The organism is Pseudomonas poae, from assembly GCF_001439785.1.
In the GTDB taxonomy this organism is placed as follows: Bacteria; Pseudomonadota; Gammaproteobacteria; order Pseudomonadales; family Pseudomonadaceae; genus Aquipseudomonas; species Aquipseudomonas poae.
Genome location: NZ_JYLI01000018.1, coordinates 1 through 21,640 on the forward strand (window position 1 = coordinate 1; position 21,640 = coordinate 21,640).

At 62.8% G+C, this 21,640-nt stretch carries 16 protein-coding genes and 1 rRNA gene; 6 read left to right on the top strand and 11 right to left on the bottom strand.

All coding sequences use genetic code 11. The annotated features are described in order from the left end of the window. From rrf to TU75_RS19705, 3 genes are all read left to right on the top strand, one after another. Positions 1 to 108 (top strand): 5S ribosomal RNA (gene rrf / locus TU75_RS19695); the annotation flags it as partial. A 234-nt stretch (positions 109 to 342) separates the two neighbouring features. Then, positions 343 to 2,235 carry a penicillin-binding protein 2 gene (gene mrdA, locus TU75_RS19700; RefSeq protein ID WP_003238591.1) on the top strand — a complete coding sequence of 631 codons (1,893 nt, stop codon included), beginning with the start codon at positions 343 to 345 and terminating at the stop codon, positions 2,233 to 2,235. Between the two features lie 149 nt (positions 2,236 to 2,384). Next, positions 2,385 to 2,852: an SRPBCC family protein gene (locus TU75_RS19705; RefSeq protein WP_015371722.1), complete on the top strand. Its 468-nt coding sequence runs from the start codon at positions 2,385 to 2,387 to the stop codon at positions 2,850 to 2,852. A 40-nt stretch (positions 2,853 to 2,892) separates the two neighbouring features. Here the strand turns inward: TU75_RS19705 and TU75_RS19710 are convergent, their stop codons facing one another. Next, a complete protein-coding gene (locus tag TU75_RS19710) occupies positions 2,893 to 5,118 on the bottom strand; it encodes a TonB-dependent receptor (protein ID WP_060549829.1) in 2,226 nt (741 codons plus the stop codon). 218 nt (positions 5,119 to 5,336) lie between these two features. Between TU75_RS19710 and TU75_RS19715 the strand changes: the two genes are divergently transcribed. From TU75_RS19715 to TU75_RS19725, 3 genes are all read left to right on the top strand, one after another. After that, a complete protein-coding gene (locus TU75_RS19715; RefSeq protein WP_060549830.1) occupies positions 5,337 to 7,694 on the top strand; it encodes a DNA polymerase II in 2,358 nt (785 codons plus the stop codon). A gap of 14 nt (positions 7,695 to 7,708) precedes the next feature. After that, entirely contained in the window at positions 7,709 to 8,341 is a 633-nt protein-coding gene (locus TU75_RS19720) for a glutathione S-transferase N-terminal domain-containing protein (RefSeq protein WP_060549831.1), read from the top strand. A gap of 164 nt (positions 8,342 to 8,505) precedes the next feature. Further along, positions 8,506 to 9,078: a DUF4174 domain-containing protein gene (locus TU75_RS19725; RefSeq protein ID WP_060549832.1), complete on the top strand. Its 573-nt coding sequence runs from the start codon at positions 8,506 to 8,508 to the stop codon at positions 9,076 to 9,078. A gap of 107 nt (positions 9,079 to 9,185) precedes the next feature. On the opposite strand, the gene TU75_RS19730 is transcribed toward TU75_RS19725, so the two are convergent. Genes TU75_RS19730 through TU75_RS19775 form a run of 10 tightly spaced genes read right to left on the bottom strand, consistent with a single transcriptional unit; the run spans position 9,186 to position 21,639 of the window. Continuing rightward, a complete protein-coding gene (locus tag TU75_RS19730) occupies positions 9,186 to 10,223 on the bottom strand; it encodes an acyltransferase family protein (protein ID WP_003238582.1) in 1,038 nt (345 codons plus the stop codon). Between the two features lie 22 nt (positions 10,224 to 10,245). Next, complete coding sequence (locus tag TU75_RS19735) at positions 10,246 to 11,655, bottom strand: lipid II flippase MurJ (protein ID WP_060549833.1); 1,410 nt, start codon at positions 11,653 to 11,655, stop codon at positions 10,246 to 10,248. Then, positions 11,655 to 13,091 carry an O-antigen ligase family protein gene (locus TU75_RS19740; RefSeq protein WP_060549834.1) on the bottom strand — a complete coding sequence of 479 codons (1,437 nt, stop codon included), beginning with the start codon at positions 13,089 to 13,091 and terminating at the stop codon, positions 11,655 to 11,657. The genes TU75_RS19735 and TU75_RS19740 overlap by 1 nt, the downstream gene beginning before the upstream one ends. Continuing rightward, positions 13,088 to 14,191, bottom strand: a complete 1,104-nt coding sequence (locus tag TU75_RS19745) for a glycosyltransferase family 4 protein (RefSeq protein ID WP_060549835.1) — start codon at positions 14,189 to 14,191, stop codon at positions 13,088 to 13,090. Before TU75_RS19745 ends, TU75_RS19740 begins: the two co-directional genes overlap by 4 nt. After that, positions 14,182 to 15,399 carry a glycosyltransferase family 4 protein gene (locus TU75_RS19750; protein ID WP_060549836.1) on the bottom strand — a complete coding sequence of 406 codons (1,218 nt, stop codon included), beginning with the start codon at positions 15,397 to 15,399 and terminating at the stop codon, positions 14,182 to 14,184. Before TU75_RS19750 ends, TU75_RS19745 begins: the two co-directional genes overlap by 10 nt. Positions 15,400 to 15,407: 8 nt before the next feature. Further along, entirely contained in the window at positions 15,408 to 16,736 is a 1,329-nt protein-coding gene (locus TU75_RS19755; protein WP_060549837.1) for a GH39 family glycosyl hydrolase, read from the bottom strand. After that, positions 16,726 to 17,916: a glycosyltransferase gene (locus TU75_RS19760; protein WP_003238569.1), complete on the bottom strand. Its 1,191-nt coding sequence runs from the start codon at positions 17,914 to 17,916 to the stop codon at positions 16,726 to 16,728. The genes TU75_RS19755 and TU75_RS19760 overlap by 11 nt, the downstream gene beginning before the upstream one ends. Then, positions 17,916 to 19,907 carry a GumC family protein gene (locus TU75_RS19765; protein ID WP_003238567.1) on the bottom strand — a complete coding sequence of 664 codons (1,992 nt, stop codon included), beginning with the start codon at positions 19,905 to 19,907 and terminating at the stop codon, positions 17,916 to 17,918. Before TU75_RS19765 ends, TU75_RS19760 begins: the two co-directional genes overlap by 1 nt. A gap of 14 nt (positions 19,908 to 19,921) precedes the next feature. Then, the gene (locus TU75_RS19770; RefSeq protein ID WP_060549896.1) at positions 19,922 to 20,698 is read right to left on the bottom strand and encodes a polysaccharide biosynthesis/export family protein; all 777 of its coding nucleotides are present in this window, start codon (positions 20,696 to 20,698) and stop codon (positions 19,922 to 19,924) included. 29 nt (positions 20,699 to 20,727) lie between these two features. Then, positions 20,728 to 21,639: a glycosyltransferase family 2 protein gene (locus tag TU75_RS19775; RefSeq protein WP_060549838.1), complete on the bottom strand. Its 912-nt coding sequence runs from the start codon at positions 21,637 to 21,639 to the stop codon at positions 20,728 to 20,730. Between the last annotated feature and the right edge of the window lies 1 nt (position 21,640).

Genomic DNA, 21,640 nt, shown 5'->3' on the forward strand with positions numbered 1-21,640 from the left:
CCATAGAGCATTGGAACCACCTGATCTCATCCCGAACTCAGCAGTGAAACGATGCATCGCCGATGGTAGTGTGGGGTTTCCCCATGTGAGAGTAGGTCATCGTCAAGATTAAATTCCGAAACCCCATCTGCGAAAGCAGGTGGGGTTTTGTTTTGGGCGATCGGAAAGTTTCAAAAATCGCTTACCGTCTCGGTCATCGCCTGATGACCAATGCCAGCCTGCCGTTCGGGAAATCGATGCAAAGTGTTTCCGCATTTTTGGTATGGTGCAGCACCTTTTCCAAAGGATTGATCTCTTACCGCAGGACGCGGCGTCGACCTTCTTCAACGAGATGCTGTAGAAATGCCCGGACCCATACCGATCAAAGATCACGAAAAAGAAAACAGCCTGGTCAACAAGCGCCTGCTGGCCTGCGCCCTGCTGGTGATCGGCATCACCTGTGCCCTGGTGGGCCGCTTGTATTTCCTGCAGGTGGTGCAGTTCGATTACCACTCCACGATCTCTGAAAATAACCGTGTCCATGTTCTGCCTATCACCCCAACCCGCGGCCTGATCTATGATCGCAATGGCGTGGTGCTGGCTGACAACCGTCCCAGTTACAACCTCACCATCACCCGTGAACGCGCTACTGACCTCAAGGGTGAACTGGACGCCATCGTCAGCCTGCTTCACTTGCCCGCCGAGGACCGCGCGGTATTCGACAAGGCACTAAAGCAGGCACGCCATCCGTTCGTCCCTGTCACATTGTTTTACGAGCTGACGGAAGAACAGATCGCTCTGTTTGCGGTTAACGAATTCCGTCTGCCCGGGGTCGACGTCGAGCCGCAGTTCGTCCGGCATTACCCGCTCGGAGCGCACTTCGCGCACTCCATCGGCTACGTGGGTCGTATCAACGAGAAAGAATCCAAGGCCCTGGACTCGGTGGAATACCGCGGCACCCAGTCCATCGGTAAAACCGGCATTGAACGCTTCTACGAATCCGAGCTGCATGGTCATGTCGGCTATGAAGAAGTTGAGACCAATGCCCAAGGCCGCGTATTACGAGTGCTCAAGCACACCGATCCGATTCCCGGTAAAAACATTGTCCTGAGCCTCGACGTTCATCTTCAGGAAGCCGCCGAAGAGGCCCTGGGCGACCGTCGTGGTTCGGTGGTCGCTCTCGATCCGCAAACGGGCGAAGTGCTCGCCATGGTCAGCAAACCCAGTTTCGATCCTAACCTGTTCGTCACTGGCATCAGTTTCAAGGAATACGCCGCACTGCACGATTCCATTGACCGACCGCTGTTCAACCGCGTCCTCAGGGGCTTGTACGCCCCGGGCTCAACCATCAAGCCGGAAGTGGCCATCGCCGGCCTCGACAGCGGAGTCGTCACCCCACAAACCCGTGTGTTCGATCCGGGTTACTACCAACTGCCGGATTTCGATCACAAATACCGCAACTGGAACCACAGTGGTGACGGCTGGGTGGACATGGACGCGGCGATCATGCGCTCCAACGATACCTATTTCTACGACCTCGCCCACAAGCTGGGCATCGACCGCCTGCATGACTACCTGGCCGAATTCGGCCTTGGCCAGAAAGTCTCGCTGGACATGTTTGAGGAGTCCGCAGGTCTCATGCCATCCCAGGCCTGGAAGCGCGCTACCAGACGCCAGCCCTGGTTCCCCGGCGAAACCGTGATCCTCGGCATCGGTCAAGGCTATATGCAGGTCACGCCGTTGCAATTGGCGCAGGCCACGGCGTTGATCGCCAACAAAGGTGTGTGGAATCGACCGCATCTGGCCAAGACCATCAATGGTGTGCCGCCGGTGGATGAAAATCCGATGCCCAATGTCGTCCTCAAGGACCCGCGTGACTGGGAGCAAGTCAACCACGGCATGCAACTGGTAATGCACGACCCGCGCGGCATCGCCCGAGCAGCCGCGCAAGGTGCGCAATACCGCATCGCCGGCAAGAGTGGTACGGCGCAGGTGGTAGCGATCAAGCAGGGCGAGCGTTACAACCGCGACAAAACCCTGGAGCGCCATCGCGACAACGCCTTGTTCGTTGGCTTCGCGCCCGCCGAGCATCCGAAAATCGTCATCTCGGTGATGATTGAAAACGGCGAGGCCGGCGGGCGAGTGGCTGGCCCGGTGGTCAGGCAAATAATGGACGCCTGGTTACTCGACCAGGACGGCCATCTGAAGCCGCAGTACGCGACACCGAGCAAAGCGCCAGGCGACCCGCATGTCTAGATCAAGCCGTTAGCGCGCCGATTACAAAAGCAACTTCCCTGCAACGGGTCAGTCATAACCATTGGCTTGGTCAAGGACGGGACATCAGCGCGCGCAACCCAGGTTGCGCATCTGTCGATGTCACCTAAGGTCAATGGAGGAGGTGACTTATGCACGTATTGGATCGCATCGAGCGGAAAATTCTGCTCAACGCTTCACGTAAAAAGGTGTGGGAAGCGCTCACCGACGCCGAGCAGTTTGGCGCCTGGTTTGGCGTTGCTCTCAAAGGCAAGCGCTTTGTCGAGGGGGAAACCGTCGAAGCGCCGATTACTTATCCAGGCTACGAACACGTGGTCTGGAAAGCCAGAATTGAACGCATCCTGCCGCAAACCCTGTTCTCCTTCCATTGGCATCCCTTCGCGGTGCTGGAGGGCGTGGACTACGACAGCGAAACGCCGACGCTTGTGGAATTTACCATTGAGGACCGTGCGCCGGGCATCCTGCTGAGGGTTGTCGAATCCGGTTTCGACAAGGTCCCTGAAGCCCGGCGTCAGAAAGCGTTCAAGATGAACTCCCGTGGCTGGGACGACCAGATGGGCAACATCGAAAGCTACCTAGGTGCCGCTCGCCAGGCGTGACGCAAACGGGCATCGATAACGATGCCCGGTTTCGAAGCGATTAAAAATCAATGGTCGCCGACAACTTGGCAACGCGCGGTTCACCCTGACTCAGGTAGCCCCCCAACGCCGACTCCCAGTATTTTTCATTGGCGACGTTCTCCACATTGGCGCCGAGCGTCACATCGCGTTGATCCACCTTGAAGGTGTAGCGCGCACCCAGGTCGAAGCGATTCCAGGCCGGCAGACTCAGGTTGTTGGCCGCATCGGCGTACTGGCCGCCGGTGCGCAGCATGCGACCGCTGAGGGTCGCGCCCTGCAGCCCCGGCACATCCCAATCCACCCCTGCGTTGAGCTGGAATGAAGGCACACCGATCGCGCGATTGCCGTCGTTGGCGCCATTGAGCGTGTCCTTGAGTTCGGTCTTCATCACCGTTACGCCGCCGAGCAAACGCACACCACTCACCGGCTCACCGAAGACGTTCAGTTCCACCCCCTGGTTGATTTGCTGACCTTCGCGCACATAGGTCGCGGTGGTTGCGCCGGTCTGGATCGAGTAGCCATCACTCGGTTGCTCGATACGGTACACGCCCAGCGTTGCGCCGTAGGTGCCCATGTCCAGCTTGATCCCCGCTTCAGTCTGCTTCGAGCGGGCGGGCGCGTAGGCTTGTGCGCCATTGGTCACCGTCAGGCCGCCGGACGACACCGGTGCCGTTGGCCCCTGGGCCAAGCCTTCGATGTGGTTGGCATACAGCGACACATGTTCCCAGGGTTTGAACACGATGCCGTAAACCGGCGTATTGATTGATGCTGTGTAATTGGAACTGCGCGGGCCGGAACCATACGCATAGTTCTGCATGACCATTTCCTGATGGCGCAGCCCTGCGGTGAACAGCAGACGGTCGTCCAGGAAGCCGAAGGTGTCAGAGATGGCCGCACTGCGCACGAAGGTCTTGGCGGTGATGCCGGGGTCGCCCAGGTCACCACCGTTCACCGTGCCCCGCACTGGTTGCGCAATGTCGCTCGAAGGGTGGTAAATATTGCTGGCATTGGGCGTGAAGTCGAACTCGTAGGCATTGCGCACCTGCGTCCAGGTGCCGGTCAGACCGACGTTCAGTTGGTGGCTGACCGCACCGGTCTGGAACTTGCCATTGAGGCCGGTCATCAGGCTGGTGTTGTCTTCCTGATGGGCGATGCGCGAACCCGTCACCCTGGCCGTGCCGAGGTTATCGGTCAGGGTTACCGACGAATAGCGCCCGCTTTCATTAGTGTGTTTGGCGCCGGCGGCAAGGTAGGCGGTCCAGGTGTCGTTGAGGTCGTATTCGCCGCGCAGCATGCCCAGCGTGTCCTCGATATCGGTTGCGTTCCAGCTCGGCGCGTAGTTGGTGTCGGCCGAGGGCGCATCCGGAATGCGGGTGACGCCGGTGCCGAGGAACACCGAGTTACGGCCGCCGTTGACGCGCTGTTTCTGATAAACGAAATCACCCGATAAACGCAGGGCACCGCCACGGTAATCCAGGCCGACGGCAAACAGCTTGGCGCGCTGGTTCTCGTCATCGATGCCGGTATCGCCTTCGCGCTGGGAAATATTCACCCGCGCGCCAAACCGATTGTCCTGACCAAACCGCTGGCCGACATCCAGATGTTCGCCAACCCGACCATCACTGTTGATATCGGTGCTGAAACGGCGCAGCGGCACATCATCGGCGCGCTTGGGTTGCAGGTTCACACCGCCACCAATTCCCGAGCCGCCTGGTGTGACGCCATTGATAAAGGCATTGGGGCCCTTGAACACTTCCACACGCTCAAGCGCGTCGGTGGACATGATCTGGCGCGGCAGGATGCCGTACAGGCCGTTGAAGGAAATGTCGTCGCCATTAAGTTGCAGGCCGCGAATCACAAAGACCTGTGCCTGATTCGCATACCCCGACGCCTGACGCACTGATGAATCATTGAGCAGCACATCCGCCACTGTTTCGGCCTGCTGGTCGCGGATCAATTGCTCGGTATAGGACGCCATGCTGAACGGCACATCCATGATGTCCTGGTTGCCCAGCACACCCAATTGGCCACCGCGGGCCACCTGGCCGCCGCTGTACGCCGAGGGCAGTGTGTTTGGTGCGAGGGCGTCAGCGCTGATGTTGGTAGCGCCCAACTCCAGCGTGTTGCCGTCCTGGCGCGTACTCGTATCGGCCGGGGTGGCGGCATGGGTGGTAAGGCTCAGGGAGCAGCAAAGAGCGAGCAGGGTAGGGCGCAACGGCACTGCGAGTTGGTTACGGGTGGGCATGGTCGATCCTGACGGAGAACCGTCAATGTGAGGAAAAAGGGCAACAGCGTTGCGCGTCCTCACTGCGCGGATACGACTCCGATGCAAATGATAGTAATTGTTATTAGCGTATTGCAACAAATTTGTCAGATTAAGGTCCGCGCGAGCGTTAACCTGCCGCACCTGAGCGGATGCCGGGTAGAATCACACGCTCAAGGCAATGGCTGAGGTGCGGTACGGTGGATTTACAGCAGGGTTTTGTCCTGACCCGGCATTGGCGCGACACCCCGGAAGGCACGCAGGTCAGCTTCTGGCTGGCCACCGACCAGGGGCCCAGGTTCATCCGCTTGCCCGTGCAGACCTCAGTGATGTTCATCCCCGAAGCCCATCGCAAGCCGCTCGATTGGCTGCTCAAGGACGAGCGCGAGATCGAGCTGCGGCCGTTGCAGTTGTGCGATTTTCATCACCGCCCCGTCCTTGGCCTGTATACACGCCAGCATCGCCAGGCGATGGACCTGGAAAAGCGCCTGCGCACCGCCGGCGTCGACGTCTACGAAGGCGACGTGCGCCCGCCCGAGCGCTACATGATGGAGCGCTTCATCACCGCGCCGGTGTGTTTCGGTGGCACACCCGATGCCGACGGCACCTTGCTCGACGCGCAGATGAAACCCGCCCCCGACTACCGCCCGCCGCTCAAGCTGGTGTCCCTGGACATTGAAACCACTGCCCAGGGCGATCTCTATTGCATTGGCCTGCAAGGCTGCGGCGAGCGCCAGGTGTACATGCTCGGCCCGCCGAACAACACCTGCGCGGTGGACTTCAAGCTTGATTACTGCGACACCCGCGCCCAACTGATCGAAGCCCTCAACCTCTGGCTCGCCACCCATGACCCCGATGCGATCATCGGCTGGAATGTGGTGCAGTTCGACCTGCGCGTGCTCCACGAACATGCCCAGCGCCTCAACGTGCCGCTGATGCTTGGCCGTGGCGATGAACCGATGGCTTGGCGCGAACATGGCAGCCGCAATCATTACTTTGCCGCCGCCGCAGGGCGCCTGATCATCGACGGCATCGAAGCCCTGCGCTCGGCCACCTGGAGTTTCGAGTCCTTCAGCCTGGAAAACGTCGCGCAAACCCTGCTCGGCGAAGGCAAGGACATCTCCACGCCGTACCAGCGCATGGACGAAATCAACCGTATGTTCGCCGAGGACAAGCCCGCCCTGGCGCGCTACAACCTCAAGGACTGCGAATTGGTCACACGGATTTTCGCCAAAACCGAGCTGCTCAAGTTCCTGCTGGAGCGGGCCAGCGTCACCGGGTTACCGGCCGACCGCAACGGTGGTTCGGTCGCCGCCTTTACACACCTGTACCTGCCGCTGATGCACCGTCAGGGCTTCGTCGCGCCGAACCTGGGCGACAAACCACCCCAGGCCAGCCCCGGCGGCTTTGTCATGGATTCACGCCCTGGCCTGTATGAATCGGTGCTGGTGCTGGACTACAAAAGCCTCTACCCGTCGATCATCCGCAGTTTCCTGATCGACCCGGTGGGCCTGGTCGAAGGCCTCAAGCACCCTGACGACAGCGACTCGGTGGAAGGCTTTCGCGGTGCGCGCTTTTCCCGCACCCGGCACTGCCTGCCCGCCATCGTCGCGCGGGTTTCCGAAGGCCGCGAAGTGGCCAAGCGTGAGCGCAACGCGCCGCTGTCCCAGGCGCTGAAAATCATCATGAACGCCTTCTACGGCGTTCTTGGCTCCAGCGGTTGCCGGTTCTTCGACACGCGGCTGGCCTCGTCGATCACCTTGCGTGGCCATGAAATCATGCGCCAGACCCGCGCGCTGGTCGAAGCCCAGGGCTATGAAGTGATCTACGGCGACACCGACTCCACCTTCGTCTGGCTCGGCAGCGCCCATTCCCAGGAGGACGCCAGCCGCATCGGCCAGGCGCTGGTGGCGCACGTCAACGAGTGGTGGCGTGCGCACCTGCAGACGGCGTTCGGCCTGCACAGTGCGCTGGAGTTGCAATTCGAGACCCACTTCACACGCTTTCTGATGCCGACCATCCGCGGCGCGGAGGAGGGCAGCAAGAAACGCTACGCCGGGCTGGTGGTGCGCATCGACGGCAGCGAAGAGATGGTCTACAAAGGCCTTGAAACCGTGCGCAGCGACTGGTCGCCCCTGGCCCGACGGTTCCAGCAGGAACTCTACCAGCGCGTCTTCCACCGCCAGCCCCACCAGGATTACATTCGCGACTACGTGCGACGCACCTTGAGCGGCGAGTTCGATGAACTCCTGATCTACCGCAAACGCCTGCGTCGACGCCTGGACGACTACGAGCGCAACGTGCCGCCCCATGTGCGCGCCGCGCGCCTGGCCGATGACTACAACGACCGCCTCGGCCGCCCGCGCCAGTACCAGCGTGGCGGCTGGATCAGCTACGTCATCAGCGTCAACGGCCCGGAGCCGCTGGAAGTGCGGCAGGCGCCGATCGACTATGACCACTACGTGACGCGACAATTGCAGCCGGTGGCGGACGCGATCCTGCCGTTCGTGAATGACGACTTCAGCACCCTCGTTGGCGGGCAAATGGGGCTGTTTTAAAAGGAGGCAATACCATGTACACGCTCTACGGCACCGACGAATCCGGCTCGTGCATGATCGAAATTGCCCTGCAACGTTGCGCCGTGCCGTGGCACCGCGTGGACGCCAGTTCCTGGCATGAGGGCGAGGGCAGCGAAGCGCTTGCGCGGATCAATCCGCTCAAACAGATCCCCACTGTTGTGACACCCGATGGTCAAGTCCTCACCGAGAGCGCGGCCATTCTGATCCACCTGGGCCTGGAGTTTCCCGACGCGGGTCTGCTGGCAGGCAACCGTGGGCAGATCCTGCGCGGCCTGCTGTACATCGCCGCCAATTGCTACTCGGCCATCGGCATCATCGACTACCCGCAACGCTGGCTGGGCGATGCCGATCAGGCGCTGCAGGCGCACCTGGTCACCGGCACACGGCGCTACCTGCACCAGGCCTGGGTGGTGTTCGCCGAGCAGTTTGCCGACCAGTTGTTCACGCCCAACCATACGCCGAACGCTTTAGGCATCATGGCGGCGGCGGTGTCGCGCTGGGACGGTGCGCGGGAAGCGTTGAGCGCATTGGCCCCTGGCTTTGCCCACACCCTGGCGCAGGTGGATGCTGACCTGATCGTGGCCCCCGTATTTGCTCGGCATTGGCCACACTGGAATGGCCTCTGAGGTTTGTGCAATCAGAAGAAACAATCACCGCCCAGCCACCCTGATCCCTTGCGCGGCGGGCGTCATCACCTACGCTTTCAGAACCCGGCGTAGGAATCATCCTTGAAATTGACGGTCGCACACATGAAACTCAAGAACCTGCACGCAATTCAAAGGAGGTGCGCATGCTCATCCGGTCGCTGACCCTGGCTACCTTGATGGCTTTTACGGGGCCGCTGTTGGCCGCGGATGATATCAACCCGCTCAAGCAGGATATGGGCAAAGCCCGTCCGCTGGTGGTGGTGGAGCTCGATTCCGGTAACGCCACATTGTCCACGCTGCAGAAGCAGCTGGAGGAGCCTGCCAACAAGCAGTCGTTCGAAGAGCGCAACATGGTGTTCTACACCGTCAAATTCGGCAGCATCGGCGCCGAAGGGGAAAAATTCGCCAAGGAGGCCAAGGACAACAAAAAGCTCACGCCGCCTGAAACCAACGCGCTGATCCGTGCCCTCAAGCTGGGCGCCGGCAGCGGCACCAAGGTGATCCTGATCGGCAAGGACGGCGAGAAGAAACTTGAGAAGACCGTGCCTCCGGATACCCTCGACTTGAAGGAGTTCTTCAGCACCATCGACCAGATGCCCATGGCCGAAAAAGAGGCCGCCGCCCCCGCAGAGGCCGCGCCAGCCGAACCCGCGCCGGCCAAGGGCAAACCCGGCAAGCCGGGCGCCAAAGCCGCTCCACAACAACTCGACGACTAACTCACCACTCCCTGTGGGAGCGGGCTTGCCCGCGATAGCGGTAGATCAGCTGGTACACAAGCAAGCTGACCCACCACCTTCGCGAGCAGGCCGCCCCACCAGGCAATTCAGCGTTGCCTTGCTACCGGAAACGGGAAATAGAAAAACCGCAGAGCCGCCACCCGCTTGATCACTTCCCCGATCAGCAACGGCCCCACCACTGCCACCACCAGTCCGACACTCGCCGCCAGGAACGCATGCAGTCCCAGGCGCTGCATCAGGTCGAAGGTCTTGTGCTGGATCTCCCCGTGAAAAATCAGCAGGATCAGCGTCGACTGACCGATGTAAGTCATGGCCCGCGTCACCAGCGCCGAGACAGTCAACACTTTCGCCAGCGCCCAGCTTGCATACATGCCAATCACTGCCAGCAGGCTGGTCCACAGCCAGTGGTCATAGCGCCGTTGCGCCAGGTCCATGGTGTCCCAGGTCAAGTCGAATACCACCGCGAACGACACCACCGCGATCAACAGCGTCAGCCAACTGCCAGGGTGCGTGCGCAGCCAGTCGCGCAGCAGGTAGCCGGCGACGAAACAGGCGCTGCTGATCAAGGTGATATCCAGGCTGAACGGCAGCCCCGGCAGTATCCAGGTGTGCTCGCCGAGTGTCACCGGCAGTTGCCAGAACAGCGGCAACATCCAGATCCCCAGCAGCAACTGCACGGTGAGCAGCAGGCCACTGGCCCACGGCGCAAGGTTCAGCCGCAGGATCAGGCGCAGCATCACCCAACTGAACAGAATCGCCACCCACATGTGCGGCAGAAACCACATGGCCTGCCACGGAATGGTGTCCACCGAGGCATAAAGCACGCCGCCGATGTCCGGCAGCAAGGGTTGGTCGCGCAGCAGCGCACGCAGGCTGACATACAGCAGCAAAGTGAAAAAAAACGGTTTGAGAAGACCATCGGCCTTGCGCACGGCCATCTCCACAAACGGCTGCTCCGGCTTGAAAAACACCCCTGACAAAAAGAAGAACAGCGGTATGACGAACGAAGCCAGTATCGGATACATCAGTTCCCGGGAGTTGGCGACGAACCAGCTGTGGGCGAACACGATCACCAGGATGCCGATGCCTTTGGCAATATCCATTTGAATCCAACGATGTTTCATGCGCGTCTTCCCGATCGATCATTCATGCCTTGCGCCACGGCTTGAGCCACAGCCCCATGCCCAGCAACACCACAGCTCCGGCCAGGGTGCTGAGCCCCAGTTGCAGCCATACGCCGTCAATTGCAAACAACAGCACCGCCGCCAGCAGCATCAGTGCTGCGCTCAGCAGCCACTGCCTGGCCCAGGGGAGCGCGCCCAGCAGCGTCTGACGCTGCATCAACAACAGCGCCGTGCAGATCACCCCTGCCAGCGCCGCCAATGGAATACCGGCCAGGCCAAACGCAGAGGGCAGGGCGCCCAGCAACAGCACATTGACCAGGCTGCCGAGCAGCTCGCAGCGCAGGGGCTGGCGCGTGTCACCGGCCGCATAGGCATAACGCGCCAGCAACGCGTTCCAGGCGCCAAACACCAGTGGCACCGCGAACCACGCCAGTAGCAGCGGCAGCGGTGAGTCCGCCGACTGCCGGGGCAACAGCAACGCCACCAGACTCGGCGCCGCCGCCACCAGGCCGACGCCGGCGGGCAGGGTCAGCATGCTCGCGGTGTCCAGGCCGCGCTTGAGCAGGGCCAGACGCGCATCACCCTCGCGACGGCTCATCATGCCCAGCAACACCTGATTGAGGCTCATCAGCGCAATCAGCGGCAGATTCATCAGCTTGCGTGCAAGGTTGACCCAAGTCACCGCGCCTTCGCCCAACAGCGACGCCACCAGCCGTTCGATCAACGCCAGGCCCTGGCTTGCACCGTTGCTCAGCAACAGGGGACCGATGCGCTGGCCCAGCTCCCGCAACGGCGCCGCCGACCACTCCCAGCGCCACGGTCGCCAGCCCTGGCGCCAGATCGACGGCAACAGCGCCAGCGGCATCAGCGCACTGCCGGCCAGGCACGCCAGGGCCAGGGTGTGCGGCGTGGTCGCGGTTCCGGCCAGGGCGAGGTAGGTCACCGGCGGCAGGTTGAACAGCAACGAGCCCAGCCCCGCCAGCACAAAACGCTCACTGGCCTGCAACGGAATGCTGAACAGCGCGTGCAGCATCAAGCCCGGCACGCACCAGGCGACCACCTGCAGATTGCCGGCGGCGAGTGCGGTGGCGCTGTCCGCCAACCCCGGCCCCAGCAGTTGCACCAACCACGGAGCCAACAGTGTCAGCAGCAGGCTGGTAACCAGCGCAATCGCCATCAAGGCAGGGAACAACACGGCTAGCCAGCCCAGTCGTTCAGCGTCCTTGCGTTGCAGATACAGCGGCAACGCTGCGGCACTCAGCACGCCACCGGCCAACGACATGCGCAGCGCCTCCGGCAAAAACAGCGCGATCAGGAATGCATCACTGCGTTCACCCGCGCCCCAGGCCGCCACCAGCAGCCATTCACGCGCAAACCCCAGGCACAGGCCCAGCAGGGTCGCCAGCGTCAGCCAGGCGGCAGAGCCGAGCATCAGGGACGCGCGCCATCAGGCAGCGGTTTGCGATACGCCGCGGTCTTGATCTGCGGCACGCGCGCCGGAAACAGGCGGCGCGCTTCCAGCACATTGAGCCCCACCATCAGCCAGAACAGCGCGACCATCACCACCGCAAAGCTGAAGTAGTGGTCGAACAACCCGCTGACCAGCGCCGCCAGGATCCCGGCGGTACTGCCCAGCCACAGCGCATTGTCCTTGGTCAGACGGATCGGGCCGCGCTCCGGGCGTGCCTCACGCCACCAACGCACGGTCACCGCGACGAACAGCAGCATGCCGACAATGCCGGTCTTGTAGATGAAGTTCAGCCACAGATTGGAGATCCCCAGAAACTGCGTGCCTGGCACCGGTGGGTCAACCTTGAAGCCGATGCCGAACGGGTACGCCGCCACCGCCTGGGGAAACATGCGGTACTCGTCGAACCGGATTTCGGTACTGGCGTTGTCCGACGAAAATATCGTCGCCAGCCGCTCCTGCAACGGTGGATACGCCAGCACCAGCGCCACGGTCAGCGCCGCGCCGATCATCAGCAGGCGTCCGGTGTACGGCACGCGGCGCGTGGCCATCCACATCAGCACCAGCGCCAGGCTGACCATCGCGCCACGGCTGCTGGCCAGCAGCAGCGCCGCCGCGCCCAGGCAGGCCACGCCCAGCCCAAGCGCGCGTCTCCAACCGCGCTCGGTCATGCCGAAACAGAACGCCAACGGCAGGAGCAGCGCCATGATCCCGCCGATGGCATTCGGGTGCATCCACGGCGAGCCCATGCGCGAAGACATCGCTTCCAGGCCGAATTTGAGCATGTCGAAGTTGCCGTAATTGAGTAGGGCCAGGATCGGTGCAATGCCTGCTCCGGACCGCGTGCGCACGAACACCGCAATCGACATCACCAGCATTGCCAGCGTGCCCAGCAGCAGGGCCACCACCAGCGACTCCCGCTGTTTGGGTTCCACTAGCAGTTTGGCGCACAGAAACACCGCCGACAGGCTCAGCAACCAGCGCAACCAGTTGGCCACGCCGCTGGTTTCGACATCGGCGACGATCACTTGGCCGACAATGAACGGGAACACGCTGAACAGCATCAGCCACAGCAGCATCTGGTCGGTGGGCCTGCGCCACAGGCTTGGCGCCGCCGGCAGGCGCGAGAGAAACGTCTGCCACAACACCGCGCCCCAGGTCAGCGCCAGGATCGCCTCGCTGACCGTGCTGCGAATCCCCAGGTTGATGGTGGAATACGGCATGAACGTCGCGATCAGGGCGAACAGCAACAAGCCCCACAGCGGAAAGCGCAGGATGGTCACCGCCGCCGCCAGACCCACCACGCCAAGCAGCGCCTTGGCCGGTGACAGCGCCAGCGCCATCACGCCGAACAACAGGCCGAACAGGATCGCGACAGGGGCGCCCAAGGAGTCTCTCATTGCAATTCCTCGATCAGTTGCGCCAGACGCTGGCGGTAGGCCTGGTGGTTGAAACGCTGTGCCCACTGCCGGCGTAGCTCGGGTGATTCTTCGTCCGGCCGCTCGCTCAGGTTTACCATCAGTTGCACCAGCGCCGGCCCATCGGTGGGCGAAAAACGCGGCGCCGAGGGCGGGGTGATTTCATCCAGCGACGTGCCGCTGGCCACGGCCACCGGCGTACCGACACTCAGCGCCTCGATCACCGGCAAGCCGAACCCTTCGGCATACGACGGCTGCCACAGGCGCGCGGCGCGGCGGTACAGGGCATGCAGCTCGGCATCCGACACCCCGCTCAGGGCACGAATCCCCGGCACGGTGCGCTGGGCCTCGGGCAGATGATCCAGGCTGCCCACCAGCACCAGTTCCGGCACGGCGGGGCACAGCCGACGCGCCTCCTGCCAGGCCTGCACCAGAAACGGCACGTTCTTGCGCAACTCGCGAGTGCCTACCAGCAGCCAATATCGCTCGGGCAACTGCCGCGCCGTGAGGTCCGCCGCCAATTCGATAAAGCTGTCCACCTGGTTGGGCAGTACGCGAACCTTGCCCGCCGCTTTGGGAAACAGGCGCACGGTTTCATCGGCGCTGTACTGCGACGGCGTCCACACGCGGTCGGCGCTGTGCACCGCGTAGGCAATCGACAGGCGATCGCTGGTCTTGTAGATCGACGCTTTCAGGCGGTTGGCGTGGTAGTTGTTCAGGGTGATCTGGAACAGGTCATGCAGCAGCACCACGGTGCGCAATCCCTTGGGCCTGGGCGGCAACGGCAAGCCCATGTTGAAGGTGCTGATGTACAAATCGATATGCTGCTCGCGCAGCGCCCGTGGCAAAAAGCCGGCTTCGAAGCGCAGGCGATTGTGCGGCTGGTGCATCGCGGTTTTCGCGCAGCCCCAGGCAGGGCAGTGCGCCTGCAGACGCGTTTCGTCCCCCAGCGGCGCCACGGTAAAGCGTTCGAGCGCAATGCCCGGCAAGGTGTGCAAGGCGCTTTCCAGCGCGTACACCTGGCGGCTGATGCCCGATTGCGGCGAGGTGCCGACGGTGCGGTAATCAAGGCCTACACGCATGCGGGTTCCTTTTCGGTGAGCGGCGAAAGGCTGGCGTACACGCGCTCCAACTGGCTGGCGGCGACGCTCCAGTCATGGGCGCGGCGCACATAGGCGCGGCCGGCTTCACCCATGGGCGTGGCGGCATCGGGAAACTGCAGCAGGCGCACCACGGCATCGGCCAGGCCGGTAGAACTCTGGGCGCCGAGGTAATCCAGGCCTTCCACCAGGTCCAGGCCGGACACGCCCTGTTCGGTGCTCGCCAGCGGCAGGCCGGCTGCCAGCGCTTCGAGTACCTTGAGCTTGGAGCCGCCACCGTGGCGCAACGGCGCCAGAAACACTGAACAGCTCGATTGCAGGCTCAGCAGGTCAGGCACAAAACCCTGCCACTCGATACGCGGGTCCGGCCAGCGCGTACGCCAACTGTCGGGCATGCCGAAGCCGCACACGCTCATGCGCGCCTGCGGGCAGCGCTCCCAGACCTTGGGCAAGATCTCATCCAGCGCCCATTCGATGGCGTCCACATTCGGCGCATATTCGTAGTTGCCCAAAAACAGCACGCGGCGGCTCGAGGCGTCCGGGCGGGCGCCGGCAAAGTGGTCGCAGTCCACCCCGTTGACCACCACCGGCACCGGCTTGCCGGCGATCTTTGCCAAGGTTTGCGCGTCGCTGTCGGTGACCGCCACCACCTGCGTCGCCTGGCGCATCACCCGGTGTTCCCAACGACCGTAGCGCCACTGGTCGTAGCGAATAAACGGCAGCGCCCAGTTCGGCAGGCGATCGTACGTGGCGGCGCCGAGGGCCGATTCCACGTTGTGTTCGGTAAGCACGAAGGGCTGAGCCGTGCGCGCCAGCGCATCTTCGTAGGGCTGGAAGCTGTAGGTATGTTCGATCTGCACCACGTCCCAGTGTTCGTTGAGCAGTTGGTTGAAACGTGTCTGCAAGGGCGCGGACAGGCCATTCACGCTTGCCAGCAGCGGGTAGGGCGCAAACAGCCCGGCCAGCAGGGTTTTCAGGCTGCGCAGTGGGCGGCGTGGCAGCACGATCAAGCGTTCAAGAAAAGCCTCCAGCACCTGGCGATCAGCGGGCGACACCGGGTGCTTGTCATGCAGTAGCAGAGTGATCCGGTGCCCGCGCGCCGCGAGGCTGCGCAGCAGGTGGAACTGACGCGTCTTGCCGCCGCTGGTGGCCGGCCAGGGCGAATAGGGCAGGATCCATAAAATGCGCATGGCAGGCTTCAATCCCATAGCAGAATTTGCAGGTTGGATTTGACCGGCACGGTCAAGCCAGCGGTGCCGCTGACCGGGGTTTGCGTGCCGCGCAGTGGGTCGTACAGCGTCGCGCTGGCCAGGCCCGGCAAGTGCGCGTTGCCGCCCTGAGCTGACCAGAAAAACCACAACTTGCGCCCATCGGCGCGGGTCCAGCCGATGCTGAACAGGCCGTCGGGCAATTGGTCGGCGCTGGGTGGGTCGCCGGGGGTGAGGCTCGGCCCGCTCACGTCGAGAAAATACTTCAAGGCGGTGTAGACAGGTTTGGGGTTGGCGTCTATATCGAGCAGGCCATAGGACTGGTCGCGCACGCTGGCGCGCTGGTCGAGGTCGCTCAAGGTGAACAGGAACGTGCGGTCGTAATCCAGCGCGCTCATCAGCGCCAGACGCCGCACCACATAGTCGGCCTGGCCTTGCAGGGAAATGATGTCCTGAGCGTCCTTGGGCCCGGTATAGGTGGACCAGCCCCACTCGGTGGTCCATAGCGTTTGCACGCCGCCTGCACGCAGGGACTGGTTGAGCGCGGTGGTCTTGGCGATAAAGTCCAGGTTGGCCGGGTCGTTGCCTTCAGGCAATTGGGTGTAGGGGTGGTAGGCAATCACCGTATTAAGGCTGGCGATACCCAGTGCGCCCAGGGCGTCGAACATGGTCTGACCGTTGGGCATCTCACTGAAGAACGCCATGCCGGCGGCCACCACCGGTTTGTCCGGGCGCATGGCGCGCAGCGCGGCGGCGGTGGTGGTCAACAGGGTGGCGTAACCTGCCGGGTCGGCCACCGGGCGCCAGAAGCCGAGCAGGTTAGGCTCGTTCCACACCTGCCAGGCATCCACGCTGGGGTATCGCTCGGCCAGCAGTGCCATGCGGTTGGCGAACACGTGCGGGTCCTTGGGCGGGTATTGGTCCTGATACGGCACGCCCGTCGGCGCAGTGGTAGCGAAGGGCGCCGAACCGACCAGGTAGAACACCGACTTGAGCTGGTTGTCCTGCAGCTTGTTCACCAACTGGTCGAGGGTTGCCACCTGGTAGTGGCCCTGTACCGGCTCCAGCTGATCCCAGTGCAGATCCAGGCGCACCCATTCCAGGCCCAGCGCCTTGAGACGGTCGATCTGCTTCTGGTAGCGCTCGGGGCTGAACCACAGGAACTGCGCGTTAACGCCCAGGAAATCCTTCCACACCAGCACCTTGCTGCCCTTGAGCACATGGCTCTCGGCATCGGCCTGACGCCCCCACAGCACGGCACCCAGGCCCAGCGCCGCAACCAGCACAAGCGTCAAAACGTACGCGCCCCTACGCACCATGGGGACCTCCCATCATTGCCTGCTTGAAAAGTTGCTTGAACTGCTGCGCGGTCGACGGCCACAAACGTTCGCGCCCGATTTCCCCGGCGCGCTCGGCCCAATCCCGCGCCAATGTCGGTGTACGGGCCAGGCGTAGCAGTTGCGCACTCAGGGCGGCCACATCGCCCTGGGGATAGATCGCGCCGTTGCCACTGGCGACCTCTTCGGCGAACGCCCGCGCATCCGAAGTGATCGCCCCGCGCCCGCACGCCGCCGCCCACGACAACGCTCCACTGGTACCACGCTGGCGCCCCAGCAGGCCGAGTTTTTTCGACTCGCGGTAGGGCAACACCATCACATGATGGGCCTGGATCGTCCCGGCAATCTCATCAGCCGGCAGGTTCAACCGCCAGTCGATAGCGTCGGCCAGGTCGAGGTCGGCGATCTGGCTGTGCAACTGGTCGAGGTAATTCCCCCCGGCGCCGAACGCCATTTCCGCAGCCGTTCCACCGGCCAATGTCAACCGCACGCGGCCACGCAACTCGGGCGCTTGCCTGAACACGTCGGCCAGTGCCTGCAGCAGGTCCTCGATGCCTTTGCCCCGGTATATGAACCCGAAGTAAAGCAGGCGCAGCGTGTCCAGCGGTGGCAACGGCGCCGGTGCAATCGCCAGGTTGGCGTGGTTGATCACCGCGACTTTGCCGGCCGCCAGGCGCATGCGTTGGCTCAGGCACTCGGCCCCCAGGCGCGTCAGGGTGACCAGCCGGGTCAAACCGGCGGCGACCTGGCGCTCTTCGCGCAACGTCAGCGGATCTGCCAACACCACCGCCGCCTGCGGCAACGGGCTGGGCAATCGCTCCAGCAGTTGCAGTGGAAACGGCAGGCGTTCGCGGCGCCACACCATGCGCTCCGGGTCGTGCACCGTGGCGGTCAGCGGCAGGGCAGGGTAGGCCTTGTGCAGTTCACGCAGGGCCAGAAATTCCCCCAGCCGTCCGCCGCCCAGCTCGCCATGGACCAAGTCCACGCTGTGCCAGTCGAACGTGCCGATGGCCCGCTTGATCGCCGCGCTCGATCCCTCGACGCCGCTCAACGGTGTCAGCACCGTCACCCCCAACTGTTCCAGCGCCAGCTTGAAATGGTTCGCGTAGTCGGCGATGCCGTTTTTCTCGGGTGGCAAGGGAGCCAGCAGGGCAATGCGCATCAGAACACCCCCCGGTATTTGGCAATGGTCTTGAGCACTTTGGCCGGTACCTCGAATTTTCGTCGGTTGATAATGATGCCGTCCACCTTGCCAAAGGCCGTATTGAGGATCGACAGCGCATGTTCCACCACCGGTACCGTGCTTTTCTGGGCCTCCACCACCAATGCGATCAGATCGGCCCGCCTGAGGCTGACAAAGGCATCGCGGTTATCCAGCAGCGCTGAGGCATCGAGCAGCACCACTTCTCCCGGCGAGGCCGTCCGCGCACCTCCGACGCGGACCGTGATGCCATTTTCCTGAAGCAGTTGTCGTAATTGCCCCACCACAAAACTCACCCCTTCGCCGTGGCGCGCCGAGGTCAGGCCGAGGGTCATGCCTTGCTCGGTTATGCGCTCGGGCTCAAGCAAACCATAGAGTCGATAGATGCTGGCATTGAATGCGTTGGTGCTCTGCGCGGTGCTGGTGTCCAGCTCCGGCAGGGTCGTCCACAACGGCAGGCCGAACTTGCGTTCCACCAGGCCCCCATCGTGGATGCGCTGGTCGAGCAGGTAGCACAGGTACACCACCAGCAGGCCGACGACGATGGCGAACGGGATCGCCAGCGTCAGCATCACCAGCGTTTTCGGAAAGATGCGTCCCGGGTTCAGGGTGGCTTCTTCGATCACGGCGATGTTGCTGATCTGGCTGTTGTCCAGTTCACGGTCGATGCGCGATTTTTCCAGGTTGTCCACATACAGCGCGTAGTTGCGCTCGGTGGCGCTCAGCTCGCGGGACAGGCGCGTCAACTCCGGTTCAATCTCCAGCGCCTGCTTGCGCTGGGCTTCCAGGTTGACCAGTTGTTTCTGCTGCTGAATCAGTTGGGTACGCAACGCCAGGTTATTGCTGGACTCATCCAGCAGCACCCGTTGCAAGTGAATTTCCAGGGTGTTCGGCGCGCGGTTCTCCGAGCTCTGCACGGTGTTGCTTTCAGCCGCCACCTGCACCTGCATGGCACGGATCGACGCGTCGAGGGCTTTGACCGGCGGCGCGTTATCGGTGTAGGTACGCATCATGTCGGCGCGTTCCAGCAACTTCTGGTTAAGCAGGCGGCGCAGATCCTGCTGCTGCGGATTGAGCGCAATCTGACGCACCGTGGTCACTTCCTTGGGCTGGCTCTTGAGCTGGGTGCGTGTGCTCTCGATGGCGCTGTCGGAGGAAGCGATCAGGCGGGTGGTGTTGAAGGTTTCGCCGCGCAGCACGTTGATGCGCTCGGACAGATCTTCCAGACGATCAGTGATGCTGGCCGCGCCGATTTCGTTCAAGTGCGTGAGGATCTGCTCCTTGTAGCTCTTGATCTCGGTGGCGCTGTTGGACACCTGGCCCTCATAGAATGCGTAGAGGCTTTTACGCCCCAGCGCCTGGGTGCGCTCGTTGATATAGATCTCGACCCAGCTCTTGACCACGGCCTGGGCAATCTGCGGGTCGCCCCACTTGAATGTGATGTCCATCACCGTGGAACCGGCGGCGTGGCTGACTTCGAAGCTTTGCTCCAGCCCTGCGGCCAGGCGCTCGACCGGGGTGGTTTTTTCAATCACGCCCAGGGATTCGAACACTATGCGCACGGCGTCGGAGATCGCGCCGGTCGCATTTTTGACATGGTATTTGCCCAACTTCCAGATGCCCTCCGGCGGCGGCTGGTTGGCCATCACTTCCAGGTAGCGCTCGGCGACCGCCCGCACAATCGGACGCCCCGTCAGCAGGCGCTCTTCGTCGACAATCGGGTCGCGCTGGGTGCTGGGCATCACCAGCGCCTGACGGTTGCTGATCTCGATGGGCAGCGTCGAATCACGCCCCGGTTTCACCAGCAGGCGCGCGGTGGATTCATACTTGGCCGGCAGCAGGAACGCCCCCAGCAGGATAATGACCAGCGCAGCGATGGCCGCCAGTTTGAACTCGTGGCGGAAGATGAAAAACAGGCGCAGAAGATCACGAAAAGAACGGATCTCGATCATGGGATGTCGCTCCTTTAGTTGGTGCCGCCGCTGGTTCGGGAGTAGTTGTAGCCAACCCCGATGGACTTGGTGAACGGAATCAGCTGGTTCAAGTAGGTGTCCACTCCCTGGATACGCTCGCCCACGTTGGATTTGGGTACGAACACCACGTCACCGCGTTGCAGTCGCACCGGTTTGCGGCCGTTGGGGCCGGTCTTGAGGTATTGGCTGAAGTCCAGGAAGTAGGCGCGGTAGGTGCCCTCGGCATCTTCGCGCAGCAACGCAACCATGCTTGCGTTGCCCGCGGGGTTCACGCCGCCGGCGCCTACAATCGCCTGCTCAAGCGTGTTGGCGATACCGATCTGCACCGAGGTCGGGTTATTCACCGCGCCGCCGACGATCACCGAGTTGCTCGGTGCCTGGTTGATATTCACCGTCACCCGCGGTTCGCGGTAGACCGGGGCCAGCTTGTTGCTCAATTCGGCCGCCAGCTCCGAGGGCTGTCGCCCCGCGACCTGCAGCGGACCCAGGAACGGATAGTTGATCTTGCCGTCGGTCTGCACCGTGTACAGCGTCAGCTCGTAGATGGTGCTGACGTTGAACGCCGACAGCGTCGGCATCTCGCCCGCATCGCGCACGATACGCAACTGGTCACCGACGCGGATGCGCTCCACCGCCGGTGGCAATTGGGCCAACTGGTCGAGGGCGCGTTTGCCTTCCTCCACCGCCTGGTCATGCGGCGCAACAATACGGGCCGGTGTGTTGCACGCGGCCAGGGCGAGCATCGCCACAACAAGCAAGATTCGTTTCATCATAGGTGACTTCCTGTAGGTCATGATGCTCACTTCCAATAGCCGGGGAACATGCTGATGCGACGCTTGAGGGCAATGGGGAGGCGGCGCTCCAGGTGGCCCAGGCGATAACCGAGCAACTTGAACGCACTGCGCACCAGCACTTCCGGTATGCGGTGCACTGCACCGGCCTTGCGCAGCGCCGCCAACTCTGCCAGCACGTAACGTTTACCTTCACCGCCAGCATCGCCAAAGGCCTGGCGGATCCAAGGTTCGCGACCGTAGAACACGCCAATGTCGAAGTAGCGGTGAAATTCATCCATGACACGGTAATCGTGGGAGTGGTACACCCGCGCCGAGGCGGCGTAGCGCACCTTGTAGCCGTCGAGCAGCATCCGCGCGGCGACGTAGGCGTCCTCGCTGCCGATGACATCGGCGGGGAAGCCACCCACGGCGTGCAATGCGCTGCGCCGGTACACCGAAAACGAATCGGAACTGAAGCAGGTCTTGATCCCCAGTTGCGGGGCGTCGGCCAGGCTTTTGCTGCGGCTTTGGGCCGGGTAGTTGAAATGCCGCGACTGCGCGCCTAGTACGCCGGCGTCCGGGTGCGGCAATTGGCGACCGTAGGCCACGCCGTTGAGCGGGTCCTGCTGCAGCTCTTCGAGCAGGTGGGCGAACGTCTCGGGGTCGGCGGGAATTGCGTCCTGGGTCATCACGATCAGGGCGTCGCCGCTCACCTGTTCGCTGGCCCAGCGCCGCGTGCCGCCGTGGTTGAAATCGCGGGCGTCGATCACCTCGACCCGGGCGCCGAACTCGCGAAAGCGCGTCACCGTGTCATCGCTGGAGGCGCTGTCCACCACCAGCATCTCGTCCGGTTGCAGGGTCTGCATCTTCAGCGCAGGCAACAGCCGCGCCAGATGGCCGGCGGCGTTGCGGGTGGGGATGATCAGCGAGGTGCGCATG